Below are 12,085 nucleotides of genomic sequence, written 5' to 3'. Positions count from 1 at the left end.
GGGCAATAGTGGGGCGGCCTTCGCCAGCAAGGCTGGCGCCTGCACCCTGCGGGCGAAGGCCGGGCCCTCAGAACCAGCGGTCGCTGCGCTTGCGCCCGCGGCTGAGCATCGGCAGGATCAGCCCCGCCAGCAAGCCGGCCCCGGCAATGCCGCCGCCGTACACCATGTAGCGCATCAGCACCTGCTTGTTCTCGTCGCCCAGCTGCGCCTGGGTAGCGCGCAGTTGCGATTGCGCATCGCCCAGCTCGGCATTGAGCGCGGTGCTGCGCGCCTCCAGTTCGTCGATCAGGGCCTTGCGTGAATCCAGTGTCTCCTGCATGCCCTGCACCCGGGTCTTCCAGCTGTCGTCGATGGTCTTGAGCTGCTCGCTCAACTGGCTCACCTGTTCGCTCAGTTGCGGCACGCGCTCTGCCTGGCCGGGCACCGTCTGCAGGTCGCTGCTGTTGATCCACACGGTATCGCCCGACTCGCCACGTACCTGGCTGTAGTTGCCCTGGCTGGTCAGCAGGGTGACCTTCTGGCCGGATTTGAGGTTGCCGACGATCCGGTGCCCGTCGGTAGGGCCGCTGCGCACGTAGGTGCTGAGGCTGTCGCTGACCCAGCGTTCATTGCCGCTGCCTTCCTCGGCGTGGGCCGGGCCACACAGGATGACCAGGCTGCCGAGCAGGCCGGGGATAAGAGAGCGCCGTGCGCGAAGCTGAAAAGATGGGGGCATGGTGATCTTCTTGAAAACGGAAAAAATGAAACCCACAGACCATTTTTTGCCCGTCAGGTTCACTGCGCACTGACGAAGGGCAGGCACGAATCGTGGCAATGCCGGAGAAGTTTCCTACCTGACAGCAGGATGCCCCCTGATAGGGGCGGGGCATGACCGGGAATAGTCTTACGCGGCTTGAACAACGGTCTGTCTTTCTCATGTTATGGAGTCTTTCAATGGTTGCTAAACGCACCACGAACTACCTGGCCGCCAGCAGCCTGCTGATGGTGCTGGCCGGTTGTGCCGGCGTGCCCGTGCCCACCGAGCAGGTCGAACTGACCCGCAACGCGGTCAGCCGCGCCGTGACCGCCGACGCCACCCAGTACGCGCCAGCCGAAATGAAGGCCGCCCAGGACAAGCTGTACGCCGTCGAGCGCGCCCTGGGCGAACGGAACCTTGTCGCGGCCCGCACCCTGGCCGAGCAGGCCGAGGCCGATGCCAACCTGGCCGAGCGCAAGGCGCGTGCCGCCAAGGCCCAGCAGCAACTGCGCAGCGCGCAGCAGGGCATTGAAGTGCTGAAGCAGGAAATGCTCCAGTCGCCCGACGCCATCACCCCCACGATCACGCCGTAAGGATGCCCGTCATGTCCGTCAAATACCTGTTGCCTGCCGTTTCCGTGATGGGCCTGTTGCTCGCCGGTTGCAGCACTACCGCCGAAAACCCTGGCCTGCTGCAAGCCCGCGAGCACTTCAGCGTGCTGCAGAGCAAGCCGGAGTCCAGCCGCCTGGCGGCACTGGAAACCAAGGATGCGTTCAATGCCCTGGGCAAGGCCGAGCTGGCTTCGATCAAGGACCGCAAGGCCCCGCAGATCGAGCAGCTGGCCTATCTGGCCAACCAGAAGATCGCCGTCGCCGAGCAGACCATTGCCCTGCGCCAGGCCGAAGCCGGCCTGCAGGGCATCGAGGCGCAGCGCACCCAGGCCCGCCTGGACGTGCGTACCGCGCAGCTCAAGGCCCTGCAGCAGCTCAAGGCCAAGCAGACCGAGCGTGGCACCGTGGTGACCTTCGGCGATGTACTGTTCGACACCGGGCGTGCCGAGCTCAAGGCTGGCAGCCAGCGCAACATCGACCAGCTGGCCGAGTACCTGCGTGCCAACCCGGAGCGCAAGGTGCGGGTCGAGGGCTTCACCGACTCGACCGGCAGCGACAGCCTCAACCAGCAGCTGTCAGAGCGTCGCGCAGCGGCTGTGACCAACGCCCTGCGCCGCAACGGGGTGGACGCCGGGCGGATCATCAGTGCCGGCTATGGCAAGGAGTACCCGGTGGCCTCCAACGCCGACGCGCAGTCGCGTCAGCTCAACCGCCGCGTCGAAGTGATCATCTCCCACGGCAATGCTGCCGTCGGCCAGCGCTGAGGCCTACAGCAGCCGGGTCAGCAGCCAGTACAGCCCGCCCGACAGCATGATCGCTGCGGGCAGGGTCAGTACCCAGGCCATCGCCAGGTTGGCGATGGTGCGCAATTGCAGGCCCGAACCGTTGGCCACCATGGTGCCGGCCACCCCGGACGACAGCACGTGGGTGGTCGACACCGGCAGCCCGTACATGTCCGCCGCACCGATGGTGCACATCGCCACCAGCTCCGCCGAAGCCCCCTGGGCGTAGGTGAGGTGGGTCTTGCCGATCTTTTCGCCCACCGTGACCACGATGCGCCGCCAGCCGACCATCGTGCCCAGCCCCAGGGCAATCGCCACCGCCACCTTGACCCACAACGGAATGAACCGGGTGGCGTCGTCGATGCGGCTCTTGAACAACTGCACCTGTGCGGTGGCGGCCGCGTCGAGCCCGCCGTGCTGGTGCTTTTGCATCAGGCGGATGGCTTCGCTGGTCAGGTACATGTCGTTGCGCACGTTGGCCATGGCCTCGGCCGGTACGTGGGTCAGCGAGCCGTAGCCTGCGACTTCCTCGCCGATCAGGCCGGCCAGTGCCGCCAGGGCCGGTACCAGCTCGGGGCTCGGTTGCCGCTCGCGCAGGTACAAGGTGAGGGTGGCGCGCGGGTCGCCGACATGGGGCTGCGCCGACTGGCCGAGCAACTGCTGCTGGGTGGCCTGGGCCACGGCGGCAAACTGCAGCGACTGGTCGGCCGGCATGGTGCGGTTCAGCGCGTAGGCCATCGGCAGGGTACCCACCAGAATCAGCATGATCAGGCCCATGCCCTTCTGCCCGTCGTTGGAGCCGTGGGCGAACGACACCCCGGTGCAGGTGGCGATCAGCAGGCCGCGAATCCACCAGGGCGGCGGGGCGTCGCCGACCGGCGCCTGGTACAGCTCGCGGCGCTTGACCAGCATGCGCAGGCCCACCAGCAGCAGCGCCGCACAGGCAAAGCCCACCAGGGGCGAGAACAGCAGCGCGTAGCCCACCTTGCTGGCCTGGGTCCAGTCCACGCCGCTGGTGCCGTCGCGCCCGTTCATCAGCGCATTGGCCACGCCCACGCCGATGATCGAGCCGATCAGGGTGTGCGAGGAGGAGGCCGGCAGCCCCAGCCACCAGGTGCCCAGGTTCCAGATGATCGCGGCCAGCAGCAGGGCGAAGACCATGGCAAAGCCGGTGGCCGAACCCACCTGCAGAATCAGCTCCACCGGCAGCAGGGCAATGATGCCGAAGGCCACCGCGCCGCTGGACAGCAGCACCCCGATGAAATTCCAGCACCCCGACCACACCACGGCGAACTGCGCCGGCAGCGAGTTGGTGTAGATCACGGTGGCCACGGCGTTGGCGGTGTCGTGGAAACCGTTGACGAATTCGAAACCCAGGGCAATCAGCAGTGCCAGGCCCAGCAGCAGGAAGGGCGTCCAGGTGGTGACCACGGTACCGGCGGCATCGATGTCGCGGAACAGGCTCCAGGCGGTGTACACCAGGCCCCCCAGCAACAGGCAGACGAACAGGGTGACGGAGGCGCGGCCGGGGCGGGTGGCCAGTTGTGCAAGGGAGGGGCGGCCACCCGCGGAGTCAAGGGTGGTGCTGATCGGGGTTGTCATTAGACGGGTCCGGTAGGGTGGAAGTCGTGCCTGGCGCATCAAGGATAAAAACCCTGAGTGATGGCATAGTGACTTCGATCAACAAAAACGCGGGTTGCCCAGCTACGCTTACACCCAGGCAGTGGGAGGAACGTGCCGATGATTCAGTGCAAACGGGCCTATGAGGCGCCTGCGCCGCAGGATGGCGAGCGGGTGCTGGTGGATCGGATGTGGCCGCGCAACCGGCGCAAGGATCAGTTGCACCTGAGTGCCTGGCTACCCGAGGTGGCGCCGTCGTCGGCGTTGCGCCAGGCCTTTCACCGCGGTGAGGTGGACTACGACGGGTTCTGCCAGCGGTATCGCCAGGAGCTGGCCGACCGGCCGCAGCATTGGTGGGGGCTGCTGGACAAGGCCCGTGGCGGCACCCTGACCCTGGTGTATGCGTTCAAGGATGAACAGCACAACAATGCGCGGGTGCTGGCCCAGTGGCTGGAGGATGAGCTGGATCGCCAGGGGCCCGGGAGTTCGCCGGTTTGCTATGCCGATGAGCTGGGGCCTAAAGTGTGACTCTCTGAATCTGCGTTACGGCCATCGCGGGTCAAGCCCGCTCCCACAAGGCCCCCGCCTTACCTGTGGCAGCGGGCTTGACCTGCGATGGCCGCGCCGAAAATCCCCTGACGGGCACCCAAATGACCCCAACCCTGACCCCCGCCACCGACCTGCACCGAACCTTCGCCCGCGACCTCACGCGCCGCGCCATGCTGGCGTACTACCGCGAATTCGACCTGCTCTGGCTGGAAGAAGCCTTCGACCAGGCCTGGGGCTGGCGCGAGCAATGGCTGATTGTCGACGCCGGACAGCCCCTGGGCTTCTGCAGCCTCAGCCAGGACAGCCGTGCGCTGTACATCCGCGAACTGCACCTGGTCGAGGCCGCCCGCGGCAAGGGCATCGGTGGCTGGGTGCTGGAGCAACTGGCCGAATGGGCCGGCAGGCGCCATCTGCCGCTGCTGCGCCTGACCGTGTTCAAGAGCAATCCGGCCCAGGCCCTGTACCTGCGCCACGGCTTCGTCGCGCAGGGTGAGGACGAATGCTTCGTGCGCATGCAGCGGGTTATCGGCTAGCACTCTGCACGCAGGTCAGCCCCGGCTGCGGGTTACCGGCGGCCACCCGGCGTACCTGCACCACGCAGCCCTGGCGCACGGTGGCGTCGAGCAACGGGCCCTGCACCGGCAGCAGGTCGCCGATCAGCAGGTTCTGCAGCAATGGCTTGCCCTCGAAACGGTTGCTGCCCAGCAGCACCTGGTCCATGCCTTCCACCCGAACCACCGCCTTGCCCACCCGGCCCAGGGTGTTGCCGCCCAGAATCAGCGGCCCGGCCAGCGGCTGGGTGTTGCGCAGGCTGATGGCGTACTCGGGGGTGTTGCCGATGTGGTTTTCCAGCATGACCGCGCCAGCCACGTCGCTGGCGTCCACCGCGCTGCCCTGGCTATTGCCGATGAAGTTGCCTTCGATCAGCACCGGCATCTCGCCCTTGAGGTTGCGCAGCAGCACGCCGTTGCCGCGGCTGGCGCCGATGCGGTTGCCGCTCAGCAGCAGGGCGCCTTGCTGGTCGCTGACCTCGATGGCGGCCTTGTGCGTGCCCAGGATCAGGTTGTCGTCGAGCCAGGCGCGGGTCTGCCCGCGCAGGCGGATGCCGCTGTTGTTGTCGACCCCGCGAATCTGGTTGTGCGCCATGCGCATCTGGCTGTCGCGCACGTCCACGCCATACTGCTGGGCACTTTCGAAGCGGCTGCCCTCGATCACCCCACGGCTGTGCTGCAGCTCCACCGCCGACAGCTCGCTGAACTGGCTGTCGCGTATCAGCACGCTGGCCGGCCGGGTGGCCGGCGATTGCTGGCTGCTCAGGGCAGTGGTCAGGCCCCGCGACAGGTTGGCGTTATAGCCCAGGCGGTTGAGGGTGGCGCCGATCAGCTGGGTATGGCTGCCGGCCCAGGCCACCACGAACGGGCGCCAGGCGCGCTCGGTGTTGCCGGCCTTGTCGCCGGCCACGCTTTCCAGGCGCGACTGGTTCAGGCCCAGCCAGCCCTGGTTGATCAGGGCCGTGCCCGAATAGCTGTAGAGGTACAGGCTGGTGCCCTCCAGCACCAGCCCGCCATCGGCGGCGATCATCAGCGGGTAGCTGAGCAGGTAGCCGTCCTTGTAGCGCTTGAGTACCTGCGGGTTGTTCAGGGTGTCGGCCAACTGCGCCAGGGTGATGCTGCCACCCTGGATCAGCACCGCCTGCGGGTGGTGCGCCTGGTAGCCGGCCACGGCGCGGAACAGGCCGTTGTTGACGAACGGCTCGAACGGCCAGCTGCCGCCCTGGGCCGAGAACATCGGTTGCAGGCTGACAGTGGCACGCCCGCCGGGGCGCGGGCGTTCCTGCAGGGTGAAGCTCACTGCTTCGCGGGTGCTGGCCTGCACCTGTTGCACCTGCGCCTGGTAGTCGTTGGGGCTGACCACGCGCAGTGCCTGCTGCATCGGCAGGCCCTGGGTGGCGGCGTGGGCCACGCCGGCGAGGCCGGCCAGCAGCAGGCCGGCCAGTCGGGTAAAGCGGAAAATGCGGGCAGGCTGGGCCATGGCGATTCGTCCTTGGGTTACGGCAAAGGGGGGTAGAAGGGCTTGAGCGGGCCGCCGATCTGACTGTAGTTGTCGACGTTGCCGTCCTCGCTTTCGTACAGCTGGCGGGCCAGGCGATTGTTGGGCGCGCGGTACAGGAACGGGATCAGCCAGGCCAGCTTGTAGGGGGCTACCTCGGTCTGGGCCTGGCCCATCAGTTCGGGCAGCGGGCCGGGGTCGAGCACCGTGCGTGCGGCGAAGTTGCCCAGCAGCTCCAGGGTCTGCTGGTCGTGTTCGCTCCAGGGCAGGCCATTGGCCCGCGCCGACTCGGCCAGCAGCACCAGCGGCACCAGCGCGTACTGGCTGTAGGTGGCGGCAAGCCGGGCACGCGCCACTTCCAGTGGCAGGTAGGCATAGCTGCCGTCCCCGCTGCGCACCGCCTGCTGCAGGCCGCGACGCAGATTGCCGTCGGCCCAGCGGATGAAGTCGTCGCGCTGCACCAGCATGCCGCTGGCGGCCACGGCCCAGGCGGCCCAGTAGTCGTGGTTGTTGAACCAGGTGAAGCTGGCGGCCTGGCGTGGCTGGTACTCGCGGATGATCAGTTCGCCGAGCTGTTCGAACCAGCGCGTCTGGGCCGGCGACAGCTGCACCTGGCCGTTGCTGGCGGCCTGGGTCAGCAGCAGCGTCGAGGCCATGGCCGCCACCGCCCACTTGCGCGCCGCCATGCCGGTGCTGCTGGCATCCGGGTTGAGCAGGGCACCGGCCTGCGCCCAGTGCTCCAGCCACTGGTCCTGGCAGGCCAGGGCCATGTTGGCCTGCTGCGGGGTCTTGGCGCGCTGGAAGCGCTTGCTGGCGAAGATCAGCCCGGCGATGAACTGCTTGACCTGCTTGCTCGCCGCCTCGGTGTCGGCATCGGGGCGGCTGCGCAGGGTCGACTTGCTGGCATCGCGCTGGTCGTACTTGCTCTGCATGCGCAGGCTGGCGGTGTACGGTGGCGGCGGCTGTTTGCTGCACTGCAGGGTGCGGTAGTCGGCGATCATCGCCGACTGGGCGGTGGCCCGCGCCGGCCAGATCGATTGCGCGGCCAGGCTGCTGCCCAGCTGCAACCCGGCGCACAGGCCCAGGGTGGCGACCAGCCAGGGCTTCAGAGGCATAGACGGGTTTCCACCTGGGTGGCGGCCTGGCTCGGCTTGGTCGGTTCGAGGAACACCGAGAGCAGGTTGGCCCCGGCGAACTCCTTGGCCTTGCTCAGCTCCAGGTAGTACTGGCCACCGCTGACGGCCGCCTCGCGGCGAAACCACACCTTGTCGCGGGCACCGTTGTCGTAATACACGATCACGTAGAAGTCCTTGACGTTCTTGTCGCTGATGCGGATGTCCAGAAAGCCCTGGCCGCTGCCCAGTGCCTTGCGGCTTTCGCCGGCGTTGCTCAGCAGTTCGATGCGGTCGTTGACGCGCAGCGCAGGGCGCTGCAGGCGGTTGCCCAGCACCGGTGTGGAGGTGCTGCAACCGCCCTTGACCGCTGGAATCAGCTGGCGGTACATCTGGTCGGACTCGAGCTGGTAGTTGGCCGGCAGCTCCCAGATGATCAGTCTGGGCGGTGCGTCGGGCTTGTAGTTCTCGGACAGCAGGTATTCGAGCAGCGAGCCGTCCTGGCCAACGCCGGGCAGGGCGTAGTTGAGGATGTCGACATCCAGGTACTGCTTGAGGTAGCCGTCGAAGTTGAACTGCTTGCTCTCGTCCTCACGGGCTGCGGCGTTACTGTCGCCCACCAGGATCACCTGCGGGTCGGGGGCTTCGTCGAACAGTGCGTCGGCATCGTCGGCCACCGGGATGGTCTGGTAGCCGCGCACATACTGGAAGCCGTAGTTGTTGCCGCAGATGCTGCTCATCGCCAGGTTCATGGTGCCGTCCTTGGGCACCATCACGCCGGGCTCGGTGCGGTAGTGCTTCTTGGTCAGGTCGGCATAGAACGGCTGGCGGCGCACCTCATCGGCCACCAGGCGTGCGGTGGCCTCGGCACCGCTGGGGGTCCAGTGGTGGTCGCGGCGAAAGAAGTACTCGCCCGCCGGCGGGGTGCGCACCAGTTGCATCAGGTCGGGCACCACCGCGCCGCCGCTGCGCAGCTGCTGCAGGTAGCTGGCCAGGTTGTTGCTGGCGCGCTCGAAGTCGAACCCGTGCAACTGCCCGGGGTAGAGCTTGTCGCGGTGCATCAGCCCGCGGGTGGGCTGCACGGCCATGGCCACGTGGATACCCTGCTGGCGGAACGCGGCCATCAGGCGCGCGAACTCCGGGCGCATGGGCGCGGGGATGCCGAAGTCGTTGGTCAGGTCGACGGCCGAACGGAACAGCCAGCGGTCCTTGCCCGGGACGATCTCGCGCATCAGTTTCATCCGCCCTTCGGCGTATTTCTGCGGATCGCTCAGGGCCGGGCAGACCATGCACTCAAGGCTGGTGCAGCCGGGGCTGGGCGCCTCGGCGGCCTGGCCGGCCTGGCTGGCGGCAGCGAGTACGGCCATCAGGCCGAGGGAGGTAAGGATCTTCATGCGCGGTTCATCATCCTGTGTTCAAGGCCAGCCTGCGGTTACAGCGTGGGGTCGATGCTGTTGGCCACGCTGATGCTCTTGTAGCCATTGGCGGCGGGCAGCAGCACGTAGCTGTACGAGCGGCCTTTCTTGAGGAACAGGTCGTCGAACTGGGCGACGTTGCGCTGATCGACATAGGCGGCGAAGCCGATCTTGATTTCGTTGACCAGGCGGCTGCCGGTCTGGTCCTTGCCCAGTGGGTCGATGACCGAGGTCTTGCCGTCGGAGGTCTTGAGGGCGGCCTGCGCGGGGGTCAGGTTGTAGAAGGCGATCTGGGCCTTTTTAGGTTCGTTGACGTATTTGTCGGCGATCAGGGTCAGGCCCTTGCCGTCATACACCACGGTGCTGGCGGCGTTGGCCTTGAGCTGCGGCTCGATGGCCTGCTTGTCGACCGCGATCTTGTGGCTGCCGGCAGGGGTGAAGCGGTAGCCGCTGAGCTGGCCGGGGGCGACCTTCTGTGGGTTGACCTTGCCGCTCAGGGTCACGTCGATGCTGCGATCGCTCAGGTTGAGCACGCGCACGAAGGCCGAGTCGGCCGGGGCCACGGCGTCGTAGAGGTCGGCATTGCCGTCGTTGGCGAGGCTGGCGGTGCTGACCAGCAGCAGGGCGGTGGCGGCGAGCAGTTGGCGTGGCGAACGGGTCATGGTGTATCTCCTTAGAAGTGTTGGGTCTGGTTCATCTGACGCTGGCCGCTGACCCGATGGGCCAGCAGGGTGCGCAGCGGGAATTCCCAGACCACGGTGTCGATGTCAGGGTTGCCCAGCTCATCGCTGGCCAGAAACTGGTTCATTGCCTCGAACGGCCCGCGGGCCTCCACGGCAATGCTCAGCAGGTCACGGTTGAGGGCTTCCTTGAGAAAACCGACGAAGTTCCAGTCGTCGATCTTGCTGTAGCTGGTACCTACCAGCAGCAGGCTTTGGGCCTGGTCGGCGAACAGCTCATCGCTGCTCTGTTCGGCCTTCAGGGTTTCGTACACGGCGATCTGGTTGGCGCCAAAGTCCGGCATCAGCCGGCTCTGGTCGAACTGGATGTAGTTCATCAGGTCGCCCTTGACGGTCTTTTGCGCGACCTGGTGCGACACATAGCGCTCCTGGCCCAGCAGCTCCGGGTGCTGGCGCGCCAGTTCGAAGGCGGCCAGGCGTGCGCCATCGGGGCTCCAGTGGGTGTCGGACTTGAGAAACAGCGGCGGGCCGCCGAGGTTGTCCAGAAACGCCGAGCGCAGCGGCGTCACCGTGACGTTGCGTGCCTGCAGCTGCGCCACGAAGCGGTCGTACAGGCTGATGGCGCGCGGATCGAACGGGTGCTCGGCATGCGCGGCATAGATGTCCAGCTTCATCGGCAACGGCAGCAGCACCAGGCGCTTGCCGTGCTGCGCCAGTTGCGCCTGCACGGCGTCGATCTGTGCCAGCTGGCCTTGCAGGTTGGCCTCCAGGTCATTGGGCACACGGTATTCCTGGGAGGTATAGAGCCAGCCGTCCTTGCCCAGTACCACGCCCTTGGTGCCCTCCCTGAACAGCAGGTACTGCGCGTCGGCCCACAGCTGCACCGAGGGCTCGCGCAGGAAGAAGCGCTTGTCGTAGGCCTGCTCGAACTTGCGCAGCAGCTTGCCGTCGACGAACAGGTTCCAGGCGTCACTCTGGTTTTTCGCGAAACTGAAAACCGGCGGCAGGGAGTAGACGAACATCCCCGCCAGCACCAGGCAGAACAGAATGCCGTTGACCTTGCTTGCCGAGTTCATCACCGGGTACATGACAGTCTCCTAGAACTGGAAGTAGAGGAAGGGGGAGAACGAGTGCGCAGCCAGGCTGCTCAGCGCCAGCGCGAAGCCGGCCCACAGCAGCACGGCCTTGAGCCCGCCGACATGGGCCATGAAGAAGTGCTGCTTGTTGCCGGCGTAGTAGCGCACGTTGTTGCTGCCGGCCAGGATCAGCCAGCACAGCGCCACCGCCACGAACGACATGGCCATCTTCGAGGCGCCCAGCACGTAGAGCTCCAGCGAGCCCAGGCCGTTGAAGCCGAACAGCGCCTGGTAGATGTCCAGGCTATGGCGCAGGTCGTTGGTGAAGAACAGCGGCATGCTCAGGATGATCAGCAACCCGGTGCGCAGGTTGCGCCCCAGGCGGTAGGGCGTGGTGACCTTGGTGGCCAGGTTGAACTTGCGCTCGATCACCATGCCCAGGCCGAAGAACAGCCCCCAGCAGATGAAGGCGAAGCTTGCGCCGTGCCACAGCCCCGACAGCAGCATGGTGTACACCAGCGCCGGCATGGCCCCGGCGATGCGCTTGCGCACCAGCGGCATGTACACGTAGTCGCGCAGAAAGTGCGCCAGGGTCATGTGCCAGCGGCTCCAGAACTCGGTGATGCTCTGCGAGACGTAGGGCTGGTTGAAGTTCTCCGGGAAGCGAAAGCCCATCATCAGCGCCAGGCCCAGGGCCATGTGGCTGTAGCCGGCGAAGTCGAAGTACAGCTGCAGGGTCGACACCACCAGGCCGAACCAGGCATCGCTCAGCTGCAGGCTGCCCTCGCTGATGAACAGCACGTTGATCGGCGCCAGCTGGTCGGCGATCAGCACCTTCATGATGAAACCGAGCATGAACCGGCATACCCCCAGCGAGAACATCTCCAGCGAGTGGGTACGCTGGCGCAGCTGCGGGGCCAGTTGGCTGTAGCGCAGGATCGGGCCGGCCACCAGGTGCGGGAACAGCGCGACGAATGCGGCGAAGTCGATGAAGTTGTTGGTGGGCGTGGCGTCCTTGCGGTAGATGTCGACGATATAGCTCAGGGCATGGAACACGTAGAACGAGATGCCCAGCGGCAGGAAGATCGTCTCCAGGGTGAAGGTGTTGATGCCCAGCGGCGCCAGCAGTGCGCCCAGCACCTCGGCGCCGAAGTTGGCGTACTTGAAATAGCCCAGGGTCGACAGGTTGCCGATGATGCCGATCCACAGCAGGCGGAACGCCCAGCGCTTGTCGCCGGCGTCCAGGCGCGCCTTGATGCGCAGGCCGAACCAGTAGTTCCAGTAGGTGATGCCGACGAACAGCAGCAGGAAGTCCGGGCGCCACCAGGCATAGAAGATGTAGCTGGCGGCGACGATCACCGTGGAGCGCCACGGCGCACGCGCCAGGAAGTACACCGCCAGGAACAGCGGCAGGTAGAGGAACAGGAACACGTTTGAGGCGAAAATCATCGCGGG

The 12,085-nt window shown here is 66.4% G+C and carries 12 protein-coding genes; 4 read left to right on the top strand and 8 right to left on the bottom strand.

Annotated elements, in window-relative coordinates:
* Nucleotides 1–67: 67 nt before the first annotated feature.
* Nucleotides 68–715 (bottom strand): TIGR04211 family SH3 domain-containing protein, encoded by a 648-nt coding sequence (locus JZZ72_RS23420; RefSeq protein WP_054916521.1) that lies wholly within the window; start codon nucleotides 713–715, stop codon nucleotides 68–70.
* Between the two features lie 218 nt (nucleotides 716–933).
* Here JZZ72_RS23420 and JZZ72_RS23415 point away from each other — a divergent pair, with 218 nt between their 5' ends.
* Both JZZ72_RS23415 and JZZ72_RS23410 read left to right on the top strand, forming a co-directional pair.
* A complete protein-coding gene (locus JZZ72_RS23415) occupies nucleotides 934–1,329 on the top strand; it encodes a DUF4398 domain-containing protein (RefSeq protein WP_052504235.1) in 396 nt (131 codons plus the stop codon).
* A gap of 11 nt (nucleotides 1,330–1,340) precedes the next feature.
* On the top strand, nucleotides 1,341–2,111 hold the full coding sequence (locus tag JZZ72_RS23410; protein WP_043861092.1) for an OmpA family protein: 771 nt from the start codon (nucleotides 1,341–1,343) through the stop codon (nucleotides 2,109–2,111).
* Between the two features lie 3 nt (nucleotides 2,112–2,114).
* On the opposite strand, the gene JZZ72_RS23405 is transcribed toward JZZ72_RS23410, so the two are convergent.
* Entirely contained in the window at nucleotides 2,115–3,731 is a 1,617-nt protein-coding gene (locus JZZ72_RS23405; RefSeq protein WP_100632490.1) for an inorganic phosphate transporter, read from the bottom strand.
* 138 nt (nucleotides 3,732–3,869) lie between these two features.
* On the opposite strand from JZZ72_RS23405, the gene JZZ72_RS23400 reads away from it, so the two are divergent.
* Nucleotides 3,870–4,277 carry a DUF488 domain-containing protein gene (locus tag JZZ72_RS23400; RefSeq protein ID WP_054916493.1) on the top strand — a complete coding sequence of 136 codons (408 nt, stop codon included), beginning with the start codon at nucleotides 3,870–3,872 and terminating at the stop codon, nucleotides 4,275–4,277.
* Nucleotides 4,278–4,399: 122 nt separating this feature from the next.
* Nucleotides 4,400–4,831, top strand: a complete 432-nt coding sequence (locus JZZ72_RS23395; RefSeq protein WP_054916520.1) for a GNAT family N-acetyltransferase — start codon at nucleotides 4,400–4,402, stop codon at nucleotides 4,829–4,831.
* Here the strand turns inward: JZZ72_RS23395 and JZZ72_RS23390 are convergent.
* From JZZ72_RS23390 to JZZ72_RS23365, 6 genes are read right to left on the bottom strand one after another with little or no spacing between them, the layout of a single operon-like run.
* The gene (locus JZZ72_RS23390) at nucleotides 4,821–6,329 is read right to left on the bottom strand and encodes a right-handed parallel beta-helix repeat-containing protein (protein ID WP_236066324.1); all 1,509 of its coding nucleotides are present in this window, start codon (nucleotides 6,327–6,329) and stop codon (nucleotides 4,821–4,823) included. The genes JZZ72_RS23395 and JZZ72_RS23390 overlap by 11 nt on opposite strands.
* A 17-nt stretch (nucleotides 6,330–6,346) precedes the next feature.
* Nucleotides 6,347–7,462: a polysaccharide lyase gene (locus JZZ72_RS23385; RefSeq protein WP_043860256.1), complete on the bottom strand. Its 1,116-nt coding sequence runs from the start codon at nucleotides 7,460–7,462 to the stop codon at nucleotides 6,347–6,349.
* Nucleotides 7,453–8,853: an alginate O-acetyltransferase AlgX-related protein gene (locus tag JZZ72_RS23380; protein ID WP_043860257.1), complete on the bottom strand. Its 1,401-nt coding sequence runs from the start codon at nucleotides 8,851–8,853 to the stop codon at nucleotides 7,453–7,455. Before JZZ72_RS23380 ends, JZZ72_RS23385 begins: the two co-directional genes overlap by 10 nt.
* Nucleotides 8,854–8,891: 38 nt before the next feature.
* Nucleotides 8,892–9,536 (bottom strand): alginate O-acetyltransferase AlgF, encoded by a 645-nt coding sequence (locus JZZ72_RS23375; protein ID WP_043860258.1) that lies wholly within the window; start codon nucleotides 9,534–9,536, stop codon nucleotides 8,892–8,894.
* Between the two features lie 11 nt (nucleotides 9,537–9,547).
* Nucleotides 9,548–10,642: an alginate O-acetyltransferase gene (locus JZZ72_RS23370; RefSeq protein WP_043860259.1), complete on the bottom strand. Its 1,095-nt coding sequence runs from the start codon at nucleotides 10,640–10,642 to the stop codon at nucleotides 9,548–9,550.
* Between the two features lie 9 nt (nucleotides 10,643–10,651).
* Entirely contained in the window at nucleotides 10,652–12,079 is a 1,428-nt protein-coding gene (locus JZZ72_RS23365) for an MBOAT family O-acyltransferase (RefSeq protein ID WP_043860260.1), read from the bottom strand.
* Nucleotides 12,080–12,085: the final 6 nt, after the last annotated feature.

Source organism: Pseudomonas palmensis, assembly GCF_017848315.1.
In the GTDB taxonomy this organism is placed as follows: Bacteria; Pseudomonadota; Gammaproteobacteria; order Pseudomonadales; family Pseudomonadaceae; genus Aquipseudomonas; species Aquipseudomonas palmensis.
Note: the sequence above shows the minus strand (reverse complement) of the source record. Positions and strands in the feature narration are given on the sequence as shown.

Coding starts and splice junctions, on each gene's coding strand:
- JZZ72_RS23380 (WP_043860257.1), bottom strand. CDS start 8,853: ATGAAGATCCTTACCTCCCTCGGCCTGATGGCCGTACTCGCTGCCGCC.
- JZZ72_RS23385 (WP_043860256.1), bottom strand. CDS start 7,462: ATGCCTCTGAAGCCCTGGCTGGTCGCCACCCTGGGCCTGTGCGCCGGG.
- JZZ72_RS23400 (WP_054916493.1), top strand. CDS start 3,870: ATGATTCAGTGCAAACGGGCCTATGAGGCGCCTGCGCCGCAGGATGGC.
- JZZ72_RS23390 (WP_236066324.1), bottom strand. CDS start 6,329: ATGGCCCAGCCTGCCCGCATTTTCCGCTTTACCCGACTGGCCGGCCTG.
- JZZ72_RS23365 (WP_043860260.1), bottom strand. CDS start 12,079: ATGATTTTCGCCTCAAACGTGTTCCTGTTCCTCTACCTGCCGCTGTTC.
- JZZ72_RS23375 (WP_043860258.1), bottom strand. CDS start 9,536: ATGACCCGTTCGCCACGCCAACTGCTCGCCGCCACCGCCCTGCTGCTG.
- JZZ72_RS23415 (WP_052504235.1), top strand. CDS start 934: ATGGTTGCTAAACGCACCACGAACTACCTGGCCGCCAGCAGCCTGCTG.
- JZZ72_RS23395 (WP_054916520.1), top strand. CDS start 4,400: ATGACCCCAACCCTGACCCCCGCCACCGACCTGCACCGAACCTTCGCC.
- JZZ72_RS23420 (WP_054916521.1), bottom strand. CDS start 715: ATGCCCCCATCTTTTCAGCTTCGCGCACGGCGCTCTCTTATCCCCGGC.
- JZZ72_RS23405 (WP_100632490.1), bottom strand. CDS start 3,731: ATGACAACCCCGATCAGCACCACCCTTGACTCCGCGGGTGGCCGCCCC.
- JZZ72_RS23370 (WP_043860259.1), bottom strand. CDS start 10,642: ATGTACCCGGTGATGAACTCGGCAAGCAAGGTCAACGGCATTCTGTTC.
- JZZ72_RS23410 (WP_043861092.1), top strand. CDS start 1,341: ATGTCCGTCAAATACCTGTTGCCTGCCGTTTCCGTGATGGGCCTGTTG.